Below are 16,720 nucleotides of genomic sequence, written 5' to 3' on the forward strand. Positions count from 1 at the left end.
GTTAGCTATGAGATTGGGGTGCGCAGTTCCAAGGTAGCAGGGCTTCGTAATCTTCCACCGAAGCCGCCATTGGCAGGCGCTCAAGTGCGTGGCGCAGCCACGCATAGGGCTCTTGGCCGTTGGCTTTAGCAGTCTCGACCAAGCTGTAAAGTTGAGCGCTAGCCGTCGCCCCTTTTGGCGTGTCGCTAAACAACCAGTTTTTTCTTCCGATAACGAACGGCCGTATTGCACGTTCTGCGGCGTTGTTGTCGATGGGCAAGTAACCTTCCTCGACGTACCGCTCGAGTTTGTTCCAGTTGTTTGCCAAGTAGCTGACGGCTTTGCCCAATGCGTTCTGTGTAGTCACGTACGGCAGCGTCTTTAGCATCCAGTCTTTCAGTTGACTCAGCACGCTGGCGCTCAACTCCTGGCGGCCTCTTTTCCGCGCCTCATCACCACTCCGTTTGTAGGCGATCTCGATGCCATATAGTTTGCTGATCAACTTCAATGCGATGTCGGCCCGTCCTGTCTTGCCCTTGGGCTGTACTTTTTGCGCTTCGACAAATTTACGCCGTGCGTGAGCCCAACACCCTAAACGTTCAACTCCGGCCTGTGCTCCCAGCGCGTTGTAACCCGCGTAATCGTCAGTCATGACGTAGCCGCGATAACCTTCGAGCAGGCGCGACGGCACCTCCTGCGCTCGGCTGGTGGAGTAGTCGAAAAGGATCACCGGTTTGTCTGGCGGGCCGCCGGTTTGCACCCACATCCAGGACTGACTGCTCGGCTCTCGGTCAGGCTCTTTCAACACCTGTACGCGTGTTTCATCGCAGTGGATGACACGGCTGGCCAACAGGCTATCGCGCATTAAATTCAGCAGCGGCTGGAAGTGCTCGCCGCACTGGATAACCCAGCGAGCCAGGGTCTGGCGCGGAATATCGATGCCGTGGCGGCCTAGTACTTTTTCAAAACGGTGAAGCGGCAGACCGTCCACGTACTTGGTGGTCAGCAGCATCGCCAGAACACTTGGGCTGGCCATGCTTTTTTCAATCAGTTGAGCCGGCTTATCCGCAGTGACCGGTGCCGTCTCACAATCGCGGCAGCCATAAACTTTGCGCACATGTTTGATAACGCGAATCTGCATCGGCACGATTTCAAGCTGCTCGCTGACTTCTTCGCCAATGGCGTGTTTGCGGCAGCCGCAAACGCAAGTCAGTTCATCCTCGGGAAGTTCGTGGATGACTTCGATACGTGGCAGGTCGGCGGGCAGCGGCTTTCGTTTACCGCGACGCCTGGCTGGACCGACGACCTCTTCTTCAGCGTCTTCGCCGACGGGTTCGGCGATGCTTTCAGTTTCGTTGAAAAGAGCTAACTGCGGCGTGGCCGGATCGGCTGTTTGTTCGGACTTGCGTCCGAACAGGCGCTGACGCAGCAGCGCGTTTTCTTCTTCAAGATGAACAATACGGCCCTTGTTAGACTCGCGCTCAAGCAGCATTTGCTCTAGCAATTGCTTGAGCAGCGCAGGATCGTCAGGAAGATCTTTGGGCATTGAAATCATGCCCTGGATTATAACGAATCAGGCCACGAATCGCGGCGTCAAAACCTGATGAGGACGGTTACGCCAGAGGTCGAAACCGTCGAGCATCCAGTTGAGTTCCTGAACAGTTAGGACAATCGCCTCGTCGGTGGCATCGGGCGATGTTTTGAATCGCTCAGATTCAAGGCGCTTGAGCCAAAGGCAGAAGCCGTTGCGCTCCCAGTACAAAATCTTCACGCGGTTGCGCGGTTTGTTGAGGAAGACGAAGAGCACCGGGTCAAACACGGCGACCTTGATGTCCAGCTCGACCAGCGCAGCCAGGCCATCAATGGATTTTCGGAAGTCGACGGGCTTGGGGTACAGATACACTTTTTCGACTTTTGCGTCGGGTCGCATCATGGCGGATGGGCTCCAGAAAGGAATCGGGAGCACAGCATCCGGGATCAATTGGCGGCTTTGAATGTGGGGTTCATGGAGCGGTTACTTCGTTTGCGACAGACTTCCAGAATTCTCTGCGAAACGCTTTAAAGCTTGAAAACTCCCTCCCTCGAAGTTTATCCGCAATCTGCCTGGGAATCGGCGCACCTCCCAGCGTCGAGGCCGTACCCACCCAATTTCCCGAAACCGACTGTCCGGAACCACTGGCAACACCCGGTTCGTTCCGTCGATCCCTGAACATAGTAAAAATCGGGGGGATACCCGATTCAGCCGGGAAGACTGTGATAAACCCACCAAAGCTGTACAGATCCAGATCTGGAAATTCATCGACCCTCCCTTCCAAGGCGGTTGGGGTCGTGCCGTCATAAACGGCAATGTTCCGCTCGCTTGCGGGGAGGGTGGTTGACGCGTTGTTCGGCCTGACGATAGGCGTCCAGGTCATGCCGATGGACGGGGCATCCGGGTTGTAAGACTTGTACGCATTAGCGGCTGGATCGAAAGTGGCGAGTCGCACCGGGACGTTGCCAGGTATCGATGTGTCGTTTGTGGCAGCGACAACGAACTCGGTTATGTTCCCCACTGATCTGGAGCCGATCGCTACCGGCAGCCTGACCTCTCCATCGACCTGGGCTACTGCATACAGGTCATCAAGATTGCCCTGTGCGAGATCCGAGAGCGGGATGCTTAAGGCGTGGAGCTCGTTGGGCTGGTACTCGGTCAGAGCGAGGTTCCAGGTATGGAAGTCGTCGGGGACAAGATCCGAAAGCGGGGTGCTCAGTTGACGTCTTTCACCGTCAGCCAGCGGCGAAGGAAACAGTAGCGCCGCAAATCCGACCAGTACGGCGCTTGCCGCTGCGGTGCCCACTGTTGTTACTGCGGCAACGGCAGTGTGCAGTGCGGACCTGACGGCTTGGGTTGTCGCTACGCCAGTGGCGAGACGCCCCGATGCCAAGGTGAACACCGGTCCCGCTGCGGCTGACCGGCCTGATACGGGAAACGGCCGACTCGCTTTGGCGGCTTCCCATGATTTGAACATCGCAACCATCGCTCTGAATCGTTCGAGCTCTTGCGCATGTTTTTTGGCTTCGGCCTCCTTCCTTTCTTTTTCCTCCTGTTCTTCGCGTGCCTTTTCTTCCTGCCGTTTGACTTCGGCTTGTGCTTCGAGAAGCGCCCGTTCCGCAGCGACCTGCCGGGCTGCCGCTTCTGCTGCAATCCGCGCCTGCTCAACCGCCAATTGCCGTGCGCTTTCCAATGCGGCAAGTCTTGCTTGCCCTCGAGCCTGTTCCTCCGCCACTTGTCGCGCGTTCTCCAAAGCGGCAAGTCGCGCTTGCTCTTGAGCTCTTGCCGCAGCCTCTTCATTTACGCGCGCCAATTCAGCCGCCACTCGATGAGCTTCGCGCTCCGCTTCTAGTTGTCGTTGTTCTTGCGCTTGAGTAGCTACAAGAAGGTTCTGCACATGTATTTGTTGGGTATGTAAAAGTTGAATCTGCTCTGTTAGGAAGTTTGCAGAGTAAGCGGCTTTATAGGAGGCCACCCACCTTGCATATACGGGCCCGTGAGGTGTTACAGGTCTTTCAAGCGTTTGAGCTTTGGCTAAATAGTCACCAATTGTTTTGTTGGTTGGACTGTGTCCATAGAAAGAATTGGCTACTAAAGTTTGGGTGTGTAGTTCAGCTGTCTTTTGTTGGATTAATAAATTCCTGATGTTGAGTTCGTGTTGATACGCTTGTGTTGGACTCGTTATTGATATCGGATGTTGAGTTCTCAGGTTTGCCAGATCAATTTCTGTTGATCCTGGTAAGTGATGAAGTTTTGCACTGTGTTCGGCTTTTACGGAGCTCTCCGTAACTTTAATATTATCCCGGGTTTCGCGTCGAAGTTGTTCGTTTAGCGTGAGGCTGGAGCCAATTCCTCCGGGGCGCGTCGGCGGGACGCGAAATTCACCTCCTGTTGGGTTTGTTCCAGGCTTTGGTTGTTTGCCAACATAAGTTGTCGGTAATTCAATTTTTCCATGTTTTCCGGCAACATGTGAGGTCGGCGGGGGAGCTTGTTTCTCTGACATATCGTTCTTCCATGAGTGGTTGTCGCTCGCTGAAAAAAAGCTTATGCCAGGGGTTAAAATGTTGGGTCTGTGAAACGTGTAGGCGTTTTCTTTTTGGATAGTAAGTAGTTACTGCATCTATCCAGATCTAAAGATTTATCCCGCGTTAAATTCAGAAACTTCTTTTTTCCTTGCCCATAAAAAAGGCCGCTGCAAACGCAGCGGCCAAAGTAAGACGTGGATCAGGAGCTTCAAATCAACGTCAGAGAACACAGGGCGATCAATCGATTGAGCGTCGACTCATCTGAAATCTGTCGCCAATGGCGTGGACTGATCTCACACCATTGCTTCATGCGATCCGGCTGATCACCGTGAAAGCCCGGCAAGAATAAGCCGCTGAGCCAAAAGGAAAAATAGCGGTTCGCGACATGCAGTGTTGCAGTCTGGGTAACAGTCCCGCCTCACACAGGAATGTGTAGATACCGTCTTGAACCTCACCCATGCATCTGACTGATAACCCTCCATCCAGCCCATCCATGCCCCGCGCAAACCCGCGTCCTGTCTGGCCATTCATCCTTTAGAGGTACACCGCGAATACCTCCTTGGTGCGCTTATCGCTCCCGGGTTGCGGCAGTAGGGTGGGGCCTTCTGTCACTCACCGGGGAAGACGCATGACAAAAACAACAATGCGCGCCATCTTCACACCGCACGCGCTGGCCGCTGCGGTTGCCTTGGGCTGCTGTGCCCAGGCGCAGGCTGTTTCATTCAATATCGGGGAGATCGAGGGGTCGTTTGACTCCTCACTGTCCGTCGGCGCGAGTTGGGGCATGCGCGATGCCGATGATTCTTTGGTGGGCATTGTCAACGGCGGGACCGGACAGTCATCGACGGGTGATGACGGGCGGCAGAACTTCACGAAAGGCGAAACCTTTTCCAAGATCTTCAAAGGCATTCACGACCTCGAACTGAAGTATGGCGACACCGGTGTATTCGTTCGTGGCAAGTACTGGTACGACTTCGAGTTGGAGGACGAAACTCGCCCGTTCAAGCCAATCAGCGACAACGGCCGCAAGGAAGGCGCCAAGTCCGCAGGCTCGCAAATCCTCGACGCCTTCGTTTATCACAACTATGCCATCGCCAACCTTCCGGGCAGCGTGCGCGCCGGTAAGCAAGTGGTGAGCTGGGGGGAAAGTACCTTCATCGGCAACTCGATCAACAGCATCAACCCGGTTGACGTTTCTGCGTTTCGTCGTCCGGGTGCCGAGATCAAGGAAGGCCTGATTCCGGTGAACATGCTGTACGTCTCCCAAGGCCTGACGGATCAGCTCTCGGTCGACGGGTTCTACCAACTGGAGTGGGACCAGACTGTTGTCGACAACTGCGGCACCTTCTTCGCTGTCGACGTAGTGGCGGATGGTTGCAACAACAATTACACCGTCGGCAGTCCCGCGATTGCTCCGTTGGCGCCGGTGGCCGCAGCGTTCGGCCAGCCGATTCTGGTGACCCGCGAAGGTGTGGTCGTTCCCCGTGGCGGCGACCGCGATGCGCGGGATTCCGGACAGTGGGGTACCGCCTTGCGCTGGCTAGGTGATGACACCGAGTACGGCCTGTATTTCATGAACTACCACAGCCGCACACCCAATGTCGGCACCGTCACGGCCGGCGCGTCGACACTGGCCAGCCTGCCGGGCATGGTTGCCGTTGCCAACCGTCTGGCACCGGGTAGCGGTGCGGGTCTGGCCCAAAGTGTGATGCTGGGGCGCGGTCAGTATTACCTCGACTACCCCGAAGACATTCAACTCTACGGCGCCAGTTTCTCCACCACCTTGCCTACCGGCACAGCGTGGAGCGGTGAGATCAGCTATCGCCCCAACGCACCGGTGCAGGTCAGTACCAACGACCTGACCCTGGCCTTGATCAACCCGATTGCCGGCGGTGCCGCATCGCCCATCGCCACGACGCCTGGCGGTGACAACAAAGGCTATCGCCGCAAGGAAGTCACGCAAATCCAGAGCACCATGACGCAGTTTTTCGACCAGGTACTGGGCGCTCAACGTCTGACAATTGTCGGTGAAGCGGCAGCGGTATTCGTCGGTGGTCTGGAGCCGCGCAGCGAATTGCGTTATGGCCGCGACTCGGTCTACGGCCAGTATGGTTTCGGCGGCGACACCGAAGGTTTCGTGACCTCGACCTCCTGGGGCTATCGCGCCCGGGCAATCCTTGACTACGCCAACGTGATCGGTGGGGTCAACCTCAAACCCAACTTGTCCTGGGCGCACGACGTTGCCGGCTACGCCCCTAACGGGGTGTTCAACAAAGGCTCCAAGGCGGTCAGCGTCGGTGTCGATGCCGACTACCGCAATACCTATACCGCGAGCCTCAGTTACACCGATTACTTTGGCGGTAACTACAACGTCCTCGAAGACCGCGACTTCGTGGCGCTAAGTTTCGGCGTGAACTTCTGATCTGACTGAGAAGGATGATTTCAATGCGCAAGATGATTCTGCAATGCGGCGCCCTGGCTCTGAGCTTGCTGGCTGCCAACGTAATGGCGGCAGTCTCGCCGGAAGAAGCGAACAAACTCGGCACCAGTCTCACACCGCTGGGTGCCGAGAAGGCTGGCAACGCCAACGGCTCGATCCCCGCCTGGACCGGTGGCATCCCGAAAAACGCTGGCGCCGTTGACAGCAAAGGCTTCCTGTCTGACCCGTTCGCCAGCGAAAAACCGCTGTTTGTCATCACCGCTGCGACCGTCGACAAGTACAAGGACAAGTTGTCAGAAGGCCAGGTGGCGATGTTCAAGCGCTATCCGGAAACCTACAAGATTCCGGTTTACCCGACCCACCGCACCGTGACCGTGCCGCCGGAAATCTTCGAGTCGGCCAAGCGCAGCGCACTGAGTGTGACCACCATCAACGACGGTAACGGCCTGGCGGGTTTCACGGGCGAACGTTACTACGCGTTCCCGATTCCCAAGAACGGCGTCGAAGTGTTGTGGAACCACATCACCCGTTACCACGGTGGCAACATCAAACGCATCATCACCCAAGTGACCCCGCAAACGAACGGCAGTTACACGCCGATCCGCTTCGAGGAAGAAATTTCCGTCCCGGAACTGATGAAGGATCTGGACGCGGACAAAGCCGCCAACGTGTTGACCTTCTTCAAACAGTCGGTGACCGCGCCGGCGCGTCTGGCGGGTAACGTGTTGCTGGTGCACGAAACCCTTGATCAGGTCAAAGAACCGCGTCTGGCGTGGATCTACAACGCCGGGCAGCGTCGTGTACGTCGCGCCCCGCAAGTGGCCTATGACGGACCGGGCACCGCCTCTGATGGTCTGCGCACGTCCGACAACTACGACCTGTTCTCCGGTGCGCCGGATCGTTACGACTGGAAACTGGTCGGCAAGAAGGAAATGTACATCCCCTACAACAGCTACAAACTCGACTCGCCGAGCCTCAAATACGACGACATCGTCAAGGCGGGCCACATCAATCAGGACCTGACCCGTTATGAACTGCACCGCGTCTGGGAAGTGATCGGCACGGTCAAGCCGAGCGAGCGCCACATCTACGCCAAGCGCCACATGTACATCGACGAAGACAGCTGGCAAGCAGCGCTGGTGGATCACTACGACGGTCGCGGTCAATTGTGGCGAGTGGCTGAGGGGCATTCTCAGTACGTCTACGATCACCAGGCTCAGGCTTATACGCTGGAAGCGCTCTACGACATTATTGCCGGCCGATACATCGCGCTTGGAATGAAGAACGAAGAGAAACACAGTTACGAGTTTGGCTTCGTAGCCAAGGCTGCCGACTTCACGCCATCGGCGTTGCGTGCAGAGGGTGTCCGGTAAGGCGGTGGATACAGACGCAGGGCAAAAGGCGACCGGGTGGTCGCCTTTTTTATGGGCGCCAATCAGCGTCCTGAATACTTCTCAACAAGCGGGTTGGACAGGTCTAGGGTTGCCCCACAATTATAAAAAGGCACGCCGCAATGACCGCCATGACTCTATGTCTGGACCGTTCTGGATTTTTGCCCCGTCTCTCTTCGCATCACCTGTCGCGTGATCGCTTGAGCGAGCCGTTGCTGGGCTCGACCGCACGGGTGAAATTAATCTGCGCCCCGGCCGGCAGTGGCAAGTCGGCGCTGCTCGCCGACTGCCTGTTGCAGGCACCGCCGCAGTGCCGGGTGTGTTGGTTGCCACTGTCGGGTGTTGCCATGAGCGCGGAGGACTTTCGCCAGTGTCTGGCGGAGTCAATGGGGCTGGCGTCATCGGAGGAGACCGCGATGCTCCGCGCGCTGGCGCGTTTGCAATCGCCAACCTGGCTGTTTCTTGACGATTATTGCCGCGTCCCGAACCCGGAACTCGATCAACTGCTCGATCGCATGCTGGCCGTCAGCAACCCGATGTTGATCTGGTGGCTGGGGACCCGCCGTCGCCCGCAATGCAATTGGCCACGGTTGTTGCTCGATGACGAACTGTTCGAATGTGAGTGCTCCGCGCTGGCCTTCAATCAAACTGAAATCGCCTCGCTGTTGCACCACCTGACGCCGGCCGATGCCCACACCGCCTCCAGCAAGATCATCCAGCACAGCGGCGGCTGGTGCGCCGGGGTTCGCGTGGCGCTGCTGCAAAAGTGCGACTGGTCACGCAACGACTCGCTGCACGGTCGACCGAACACGTTGCTCGATTACCTTGAACATGAACTGTTCACCTCCCTGACCCCGGAATTGACCGAGGTCTGGCGGGTGCTCGCGCATTTGCCACGATTCAATGCACGGCTGTGCGATCACCTGTTTGGCGTGGGTGAGGGCGCGCAATGCCTCAAGACCTTGCAGGAACTGGGGTGCTTTATTGAACCCTGGCAAGATTCGACCGACTGGCTACAGATTTTCCCGCCGCTTACGCAATTGATGCGCAATGAACAATGGCCTGCCGGGCGCTCCTGGCATCGTCGTGCCTGCCAGTGGTTCGCCACTGAACTGGATTGGAAAGCAGCGTTTGAACAGGCATTGCTGGCTGAAGAATTCGAAGTCGCCGTGAGCTTGTTGCAGCACTTCAGTTTCGAGCACTTGTTCGAGGAACAGACCGTCGTGCTGTTATTGCGTTTATATGAGCATCAAGGCGAAGAGCTTATGTTCGGCTCACCGCAACTGGTCGGCTTGATCACGGCGGCCTCGTTGTTTGCCGGGCGATTCGAACAAGCCGCCGAGTGCATCGAACAGTTGTCGCGATTCACTCCGCAGCCGTCGGCGATTCTGCAGCGGCAACTGGTTGCACGGTGGCAGGCGCAACAGGGGTGGCTCCTGCATTTGCAGGGGCGGATGGACGGTTCGCGCGCACATTTTCTCGATGCGTTGAACGACCTCGGCCCCGAGCTCTGGACGGTGCGTGTGATGTGCTTGTCGGGATTGACTCAGCAAGCCTTGCTGCGGGGCGAGCTTGACGTCGCGCAGGCGATGAATCGTGAAGCCTTGTGCCTGGCGCGTGCACAAGGTTCGCTGGTTTTTGAAGGGCTCCTGGAACTCGATCATGCGCAATTGCTTGAACAGCGTGGCGCTCCCCTGCGTGCGGAAAGTTTGCTCGCGAACATCCATGAGTTGCTGAGTCAGCCAGTCGAGCGACCTGTGCCGTTGCTTGGACGGATCGCGCTACGTCGGGGTCGGCTTGCATTGTGCCAAGGACACGATGAATGCGCCGAGGCGTTTTTTCAGGCCGGGCTGCAGCAGTGCTTACGCAGCCACGACAAACGTGTGCTTTACGGCTTTCTTGGTCTGGCACAAGTGGCGGCTAATAAGCGCGATTATGCCCAGGCGTTCGTCCTGCTGCGCGACGCAGAGAGACTGATGCAGCAACGGCATATTCCAGACACGGTATATCGCGGCGTCCTGCTGCAAATCAGTAGTCATTTCTGGTTGCAACAGGGACGTGCCGAACTGGCGTGCGAGGCCTTGAGTCGTGTGCTCAATCACTATCGCGGCCCCCAAGCGCGGCAGGCGCCCCCGGCCACTCTTGAGCTGATTCCGCGCATCGAGTATTTGTTGATCCTCGCCCGAACTCGCTCAGAGCTGGATGCAATTGACGCAGCAGCACAGGTTGAATCATTGATGAAACAAGCGCAGACGCATGGAATGTGGGCGCTCGCTACCGAATTAGAACTGGCTTTGGCAGAAGTGTTTTGGCTGGGCGGTCAAACCACGAAGGCCAGTGAAGTGTTGCAGGAGGGAGTACGCAACGTTGCCCGGTATCAAACATTCCAGGCGTTAAATGAGTTAAACCTGCGTCAGCCCTTGTTGTTTCACGATGAGCAGACTTCACTGTTGTCTTGCAATCAACTTTGCAGTCGTGCGGATGCAACGGAAACATTAAGTCAGCGTGAGCTGCAAGTTTTAAAGCTGATTGCGCTTGGTCATTCCAATCAAGAAATTGCCGATGCACTGTTCATATCGTTGCATACCGTTAAAACCCATAGCCGGCGCATACATGGAAAGTTACGGGTTGAGCGCAGGACGCAAGCGGTGGCGAAGGCTAAGTTGTTGGGGTTGTGGGATTGATTCAGGTTATCAGCCAAGCACCGGGCTTGATGTTTAAAGCTTGGATTTTTACATGTGGTTTGATTTGTAAATAGTTGGTATTGCTTAGTGGTTTCGGTGTTTTTGGGTCTTGGGTTAATTTTGGCGGTGCGAGTTTTTCGTGCTGTTTTTTTTATTAACCAAGGGCAGCAATATGAACGTCATGAATAAATATTTACCCGTTACTAATGGCAGTCGTCCGCAGTGGCTTGAACGTGCCGATGTTAGTGAGCAACTTAATTATGTCGAACTTGAACAACAGTTGATTGCCAGTCAGGCTGATCTGGATAAACAATTAGGAGCACACGCCAGTCTGCAGACCTACGCAAAAAGCATTGCCAGTCAGTTGCTGCAACTGGAATTTGGCAGCACGCTGGATCCCGACAATGTGATGACCACTAGCCGTTACATCTTCGATGTGGCCGGGAGCCGAGTCGAGCAGGAGGACAAGCGCTCTCTGACGGATTTGCTGATGTGTGGACTGCACGAGGAAGGTTGGCGGGGGTGGATCACTTTTTTCGGTGAGGATCTTCCTTCCGGATTGAACCAGCAATGGTTGGAGAAAGTACTGACCGAAGACGTGCGCGCTGTCTATGGCGCTGAACTTCGGGCGATCTACCAGCGTAACGAGGTTCTTGCCACCATGACCCGCGTCACCCGGCATCAATTGCTGCTGAGTGCCTTTGGCGCGAAGCTCCAGGGGCATCTCGGCGACGCCAGTCTTCAACGGGTTCAACGTGCTGTGGACGGGGATGCGAACCTGATGATTGCGCCATTAAAGCTGCGCGACGATACCCGCCCACTCCTGGAGCTGGTTGCCATCGGCAGCTCGAGTCAGGACAACTGGCTGCTGTATGCACCTGATTCACCTGGCGCACAGGACTGGTATGAACTGCCTTCCCTCAGGCGATTGAGTCTTGATATCGGCGAATGGACGCAAATGCCAGAAGGGCGCGACTATCTGCTATGGCGCTCCCATGCAGTGGATCGCGAGGCAGTCAGTGGTTATCTGAAACAGGTCTTCAAACTGCCCAATCTGTGGCGAGGTGTGGCGCTCGCGCCTACCCCTTACTCAGGGGCCGAAGTTCTGAATTCGATTGTTTACAACCAACGGGCCTGGCTCATGGCTCAGGAAGAAAATCACATTCCCTATGGTTATCGCACCGCGACCGATCAGCAGCGCCAGAATTTTACCCGGATCAATTGCGAGCTCCGCGCACTGAAAACAATTGAAGTACGTGAGGGTGGCTTTGTCAGCTATGAGCGTTTTTGCCATCAACTGATCAAACAACGAATAGAAGAACACCTTCTGACCACAGGCGAGCGTACTGAGATCAACCCAGATCATATTTATGTGGAAATTACGCCGGAACAAAAGATGACGCTGACGCAGTTAATTGTCGGCGAAGTGGTGTTTTACGCGGAGAACCAAAAGTCCCATTACCCGCGTTTTACTGTTGAGGCTGGCCACCCGCCTGTCAGTAATCTCCATATCAACGATCTCGCCATACACTCGAGAGTGTTGCGTCCTGGCGAAAAGTACATCGACATGTTGCGGACAAATTACATCGACCGTTCCAAAGGCTATTTCAAGCAGCAGTTATCCAGGGCGATCATGCAACGCCAGATGCGCGTGGCAATCATGCAGGCGCTGTTCACAGGCCGATTGGCCAAGGAACACTTCGAGGAACTGGTGAAGGTCGTCGAGGCGTTCGATCATCCGCAAGCGACGAGTCCGGTGGGCGAGGCGCCTGACGAGGTGCGCCACAGTGCGCTGTACAAACTTCATCTGAGGGGACGTTTAGTCGTCGGGGCGTTCGTCTTCAGGCTGCATGTTGCCGGGAAGATCGAGGAATATCTGTATACGCCCGATGCACCGGACGGCTGTGAACTGCGGCCGTTCAAGGACTTCGTGGGTGCGGTGAAAACCCGCGGCCTGGGTGACTATTTTTATGATCGGGTGTTCGGGAAATACCAGCCGCAGGTCGGTACTTATCTGACGGATCTCGAGCAGGTTGCCAATTTTATCGAGGCGCCGAGGCTGGAGCGTAACAGTCGCATCACGGATTTGTACTGGTGCTATTACGACGTGTTGACCAAGGTCATTTCTGATGTCGACGAGAAAACGCAAAGCCTTGAAGAGATCATCACCGGCCTGGTTTACAACGCCGTGGTATCAGCGGTGAGCGTCATCGCCATTGTCTACGCCCCCGTTGGTATCGCATTGAGCGTCGCCTTGCTGACTCAGAATCTGGTGCAAGGTGTTCACGCCTATACCGAGGGCAATCGGTCCAAAGCCCTGAGTCATTTCGCGAAGGCGGTGATTGAGTTGGCGACCCTGGGCAAGGCAGGTTATGGGCTGTCGAAGGCTACCAAATTGCAGAAAGACCTGATCGGATTGCTGGGTGATGTGTATACCGTCGAGAAACTGTTCGCTGATATAACCGGGCAACCGCGATTGCATGAGCGGGCGCTGGAGGCCATTCAGGAAATTCTCGACGACCCTGAGAGCATCACCAGCAAAACCACCATCAGCTAGCGGCAATGACTGATCGCCGATGTCGCGTCTGGCTCAGCGACTGACATCGTCGGCTTGATACCCCATCCGCCAACTCACGGCCCGCGTCGCCGCCAGCAAACGCTGCGCCGCCGGGCCGTTTTCGTCGGCGTGAAACAACGAGGTCGGGCCGACAATGGTCAGGACCGCCGCTACGTTCCCGACCGCATTGAAGACGGGGGCCGACAATGCGTCGACACCGGGCATCAGCAAACCATGCACATGATGCAGACCACGTTCGCGGATCTGTTCGCACAACGCTGCGTAGGCTTGATCGTCCGCCAGCGCATGGGCGGTTACGGTTTGCAGTTCCTGCTCGCGCAAGTCGACGGTTTCGCGCTTCGGCAAAAACGCGCCAAACACCAGACCGGTAGAGGAACTGAGCAACGGCAACACCGACCCCAATTGCGTCACCACCGTCACCGCGCGCACGGCGGGTTCGATGTGCACCACGGTCGCCCCCTGATTGCCCCATACCGCCAGAAAGCAGGTCTCATTCAGTTCATCGCGCAGTTCGGCCAAGGGCAGGGCAGCGACTTTCAGCACGTCCATACTGTTGAGTGCCGCCAGCCCCACGCGCAACGCTTCACGGCCCAGGCCGTAATGGTTGGTGGCGGTGTTCTGCTCGGCAAAACCGCTGGCGATCAGCGCCTGCAAATAGCGGTGAACCTTGCTCGCCGGCATCTGCACGTGTTCAGCCAGGCGCGAAAGCGAGGTCGAGGGCGACAACTCGGCCAAGGCCTTGAGAATGTCGGTGCCGACCTCGGCCGAGCGGACTTTTTGTTTGTCGTTGTTGCGCGGCGTTTCCATGGAGGCGGTCTGATCCCGGGACGAATGGGCGTCTTTATAGCTTGACGGTCAATACCAATCAAATTACGTTATGCGTAATTAGATTACGATAAAAATAACCCAGGCGTGCCGAACCTCTGCAACAGAGTGACAGGTCATCGCCTTCTCCCTGTTCAGGAGGCTCCATGAACCCTGATTCAACCGCGCCAGCGCTGGCTTATCAGTCCGGCTTCGGCAACGAGTTCAGCAGTGAAGCGTTGCCCGGCGCATTGCCCGTCGGCCAGAACTCCCCGCAAAAAGCCCCGTATGGCCTCTACACCGAATTGTTCTCCGGCACTGCGTTCACCATGGCCCGCAGTGAAGCGCGGCGTACCTGGATGTACCGCATTCAGCCTTCGGCCAATCACCCGGCGTTCGTCAAACTGGATCGGCAACTGGCCGGCGGCCCATTGGGTGAAGTGACCCCCAATCGCCTGCGCTGGAATCCGTTGGAGATCCCGAGCGAGCCCACCGATTTCATCGATGGTCTGGTAAGTATGGCCGCCAACTCGGGTGCGGAAAAACCGGCCGGAATCAGCATCCATAGCTATCGCGCCAACCGCTCCATGGAGCGTGTGTTTTTCAATGCCGACGGCGAATTGCTGCTGGTGCCGGAGCTCGGCCGTTTGCGCATCGCCACCGAACTCGGCGTGCTGGAGCTGGAGCCGCTGGAAATCGCCGTGCTGCCGCGCGGGCTGAAATTTCGCGTCGAACTGCTCGACCCGCAAGCCCGCGGTTACATCGCCGAGAACCACGGTGCACCGCTGCGTCTGCCAGACCTGGGGCCGATCGGCAGCAATGGCCTGGCCAACCCGCGGGACTTCCTGACGCCGGTTGCGCACTACGAAAACCTCAAACAACCGACCACGCTGGTGCAGAAATTCCTTGGCCAGTTGTGGGGCTGCGAGCTCGATCATTCGCCGCTCAACGTGGTCGCCTGGCACGGCAATAACGTGCCGTACAAATTTGACCTGCGCCGTTTCAACACCATCGGCACGGTCAGTTTCGATCATCCGGACCCGTCGATTTTCACCGTCCTGACCTCGCCAACCAGTGTGCATGGCCTGGCCAACCTGGATTTCGTGATCTTTCCGCCACGCTGGATGGTCGCCGAGAAAACCTTCCGCCCACCGTGGTTCCACCGCAACCTGATGAACGAATTCATGGGCCTGATCAAGGGCGAGTACGATGCCAAGGCCGAAGGCTTCGTGCCCGGCGGCGCGTCCTTGCACAGTTGCATGAGCGCTCATGGCCCTGATGGAGAAACATGCACCAAGGCGATCAACGCGGAACTGGCACCGGCGAAAATCGACAACACCATGGCTTTCATGTTCGAGACCAGCCAGGTATTGCGCCCGAGCCGTTTCGCACTGGATTGCCCGCAACTACAAACTAATTACGATGCCTGCTGGGCCACGTTGCCCGCCACTTTCGACCCGACCCGGAGATAACCCATGACTCAGACAACCATCACTCGTAGCTGGGTTGCCTCCGCCAACGGCCACGCCGATTTCCCGCTGCAAAACCTGCCGTTGGGGGTGTTCAGTGTGAACGGTTCGGCCCCGCGTAGCGGCGTGGCGATTGGCGAGCATATTTTTGATCTGGAAGCAGCGCTGGAAGCGGGCCTGTTCGATGGCGCGGCTCGTACCGCTGTTGAAGCGACCCGTGGCGGTCAGTTGAATGCGTTTTTCGAGTTGGGCCGCGATGCTCGTGTTGCCCTGCGTGAGCGCTTGATCGAACTGTTCAAAGAAGGCAGCACCCTGCACGGCAAGATCGAAGCCCAGGGCGCAAAACTGCTGCCGTTGGCGGCCCATTGCGCGATGCACCTGCCAGCGAAAATCAACGATTACACCGACTTCTATGTGGGCATCGAACACGCGCAAAACGTCGGCAAACTGTTCCGTCCCGACAACCCGCTGCTGCCGAACTACAAGTACGTGCCCATCGGCTACCACGGTCGCGCCTCGACCATCCGCCCGTCCGGCACCGACGTTCGCCGTCCGAAAGGGCAGACCTTGCCGGCCGGTCAGACCGAGCCGACATTTGGTCCGTGCGCACGTCTGGATTACGAACTGGAACTGGGCATCTGGATTGGTCAGGGCAACGAGATGGGCGACTCGATCGCCATCGGTGACGCCGCCGATCACATCGCCGGTTTCTGCTTGCTGAACGATTGGTCGGCGCGTGACATTCAAGCGTGGGAATACCAGCCGCTTGGGCCGTTCTTGTCGAAAAGTTTTATCACCAGCATCTCGCCATGGGTCGTCACAGCCGAAGCGCTGGAACCGTTCCGTCGTGCTCAACCGGCACGACCTGAAGGCGATCCGCAGCCGCTGCCGTATCTGTTCGACAAGCGCGATCAAGCCGCAGGCGGTTTTGACATCGAACTGGAAGTGCTGCTGCTCACCGAAGGCCTGCGCGAGCAAAACTTGCCGGCCCATCGCCTGACCCTCAGCAACACCCAACACATGTACTGGACCGTGGCGCAAATGGTTGCGCATCACAGCGTCAACGGCTGCCAGTTGCAGGCCGGCGACCTGTTCGGTTCGGGCACCTTGTCGGGGCCGGAAAACGGTCAGTTCGGCAGCCTGCTGGAAATCACCGAGGGCGGTAAAAAGCCGATTGAGCTGGCATCGGGCGAGGTGCGTAAATTCCTTGAAGACGGCGATGAAATCATCCTGCGTGCCCGTTGCCGCCGCGATGGTTTTGCTTCCATCGGCTTCGGTGAATGCCGCGGCAAAGTACTGCCGGCGCGTTAAGAGGATTG

General features: G+C 57.1%; 10 protein-coding genes. 6 read left to right on the plus strand and 4 right to left on the minus strand.

Features of this window, described 5'->3' with window-relative positions:
• Position 1: 1 nt before the first annotated feature.
• From tnpC to ACA048_RS04575, 3 genes are all read right to left on the minus strand, one after another.
• Positions 2-1,534 (minus strand): IS66 family transposase, encoded by a 1,533-nt coding sequence (tnpC, locus tag ACA048_RS04565; protein ID WP_497370897.1) that lies wholly within the window; start codon positions 1,532-1,534, stop codon positions 2-4.
• A gap of 18 nt (positions 1,535-1,552) precedes the next feature.
• Positions 1,553-1,912 (minus strand): IS66 family insertion sequence element accessory protein TnpB, encoded by a 360-nt coding sequence (gene tnpB / locus ACA048_RS04570; protein ID WP_024647222.1) that lies wholly within the window; start codon positions 1,910-1,912, stop codon positions 1,553-1,555.
• 70 nt (positions 1,913-1,982) lie between these two features.
• Positions 1,983-4,013 (minus strand): S-type pyocin domain-containing protein, encoded by a 2,031-nt coding sequence (locus tag ACA048_RS04575; protein ID WP_497628108.1) that lies wholly within the window; start codon positions 4,011-4,013, stop codon positions 1,983-1,985.
• Between the two features lie 650 nt (positions 4,014-4,663).
• Between ACA048_RS04575 and ACA048_RS04580 the strand changes: the two genes are divergently transcribed.
• The 4 genes from ACA048_RS04580 to ACA048_RS04595 all read left to right on the plus strand — a co-directional run bounded on the left by ACA048_RS04580 (position 4,664) and on the right by ACA048_RS04595 (position 13,107).
• Positions 4,664-6,457, plus strand: coding sequence for a DUF1302 domain-containing protein (locus tag ACA048_RS04580; RefSeq protein ID WP_497628109.1), 1,794 nt, complete (start codon positions 4,664-4,666; stop codon positions 6,455-6,457).
• Positions 6,458-6,480: 23 nt separating this feature from the next.
• A complete protein-coding gene (locus ACA048_RS04585; RefSeq protein ID WP_497628110.1) occupies positions 6,481-7,848 on the plus strand; it encodes a DUF1329 domain-containing protein in 1,368 nt (455 codons plus the stop codon).
• 140 nt (positions 7,849-7,988) lie between these two features.
• Positions 7,989-10,550, plus strand: a complete 2,562-nt coding sequence (locus ACA048_RS04590; RefSeq protein WP_497628111.1) for a LuxR C-terminal-related transcriptional regulator — start codon at positions 7,989-7,991, stop codon at positions 10,548-10,550.
• 139 nt (positions 10,551-10,689) lie between these two features.
• On the plus strand, positions 10,690-13,107 hold the full coding sequence (locus tag ACA048_RS04595) for a dermonecrotic toxin domain-containing protein (protein ID WP_497628112.1): 2,418 nt from the start codon (positions 10,690-10,692) through the stop codon (positions 13,105-13,107).
• 33 nt (positions 13,108-13,140) lie between these two features.
• Here ACA048_RS04595 and ACA048_RS04600 read toward each other — a convergent pair whose 3' ends face one another.
• A complete protein-coding gene (locus ACA048_RS04600) occupies positions 13,141-13,935 on the minus strand; it encodes an IclR family transcriptional regulator (RefSeq protein ID WP_497628113.1) in 795 nt (264 codons plus the stop codon).
• Between the two features lie 164 nt (positions 13,936-14,099).
• On the opposite strand from ACA048_RS04600, the gene hmgA reads away from it, so the two are divergent.
• Both hmgA and fahA read left to right on the plus strand, forming a co-directional pair.
• Entirely contained in the window at positions 14,100-15,404 is a 1,305-nt protein-coding gene (gene hmgA, locus ACA048_RS04605) for a homogentisate 1,2-dioxygenase (protein WP_497628114.1), read from the plus strand.
• A 3-nt stretch (positions 15,405-15,407) separates the two neighbouring features.
• Positions 15,408-16,712: a fumarylacetoacetase gene (fahA, locus tag ACA048_RS04610; protein WP_497628115.1), complete on the plus strand. Its 1,305-nt coding sequence runs from the start codon at positions 15,408-15,410 to the stop codon at positions 16,710-16,712.
• Positions 16,713-16,720: the final 8 nt, after the last annotated feature.

The sequence above is a fragment of the Pseudomonas sp. LBUM1659 genome (genome assembly GCF_059716045.1).

Excerpts from the sequence above, each read along its gene's own strand:
- tnpC (WP_497370897.1), bottom strand. The coding sequence starts at position 1,534 with ATGATTTCAATGCCCAAAGATCTTCCTGACGATCCTGCGCTGCTCAAG.
- tnpB (WP_024647222.1), bottom strand. The coding sequence starts at position 1,912 with ATGATGCGACCCGACGCAAAAGTCGAAAAAGTGTATCTGTACCCCAAG.
- ACA048_RS04575 (WP_497628108.1), bottom strand. The coding sequence starts at position 4,013 with ATGTCAGAGAAACAAGCTCCCCCGCCGACCTCACATGTTGCCGGAAAA.
- ACA048_RS04580 (WP_497628109.1), top strand. The coding sequence starts at position 4,664 with ATGACAAAAACAACAATGCGCGCCATCTTCACACCGCACGCGCTGGCC.
- ACA048_RS04585 (WP_497628110.1), top strand. The coding sequence starts at position 6,481 with ATGCGCAAGATGATTCTGCAATGCGGCGCCCTGGCTCTGAGCTTGCTG.
- ACA048_RS04590 (WP_497628111.1), top strand. The coding sequence starts at position 7,989 with ATGACCGCCATGACTCTATGTCTGGACCGTTCTGGATTTTTGCCCCGT.
- ACA048_RS04600 (WP_497628113.1), bottom strand. The coding sequence starts at position 13,935 with ATGGAAACGCCGCGCAACAACGACAAACAAAAAGTCCGCTCGGCCGAG.
- hmgA (WP_497628114.1), top strand. The coding sequence starts at position 14,100 with ATGAACCCTGATTCAACCGCGCCAGCGCTGGCTTATCAGTCCGGCTTC.
- fahA (WP_497628115.1), top strand. The coding sequence starts at position 15,408 with ATGACTCAGACAACCATCACTCGTAGCTGGGTTGCCTCCGCCAACGGC.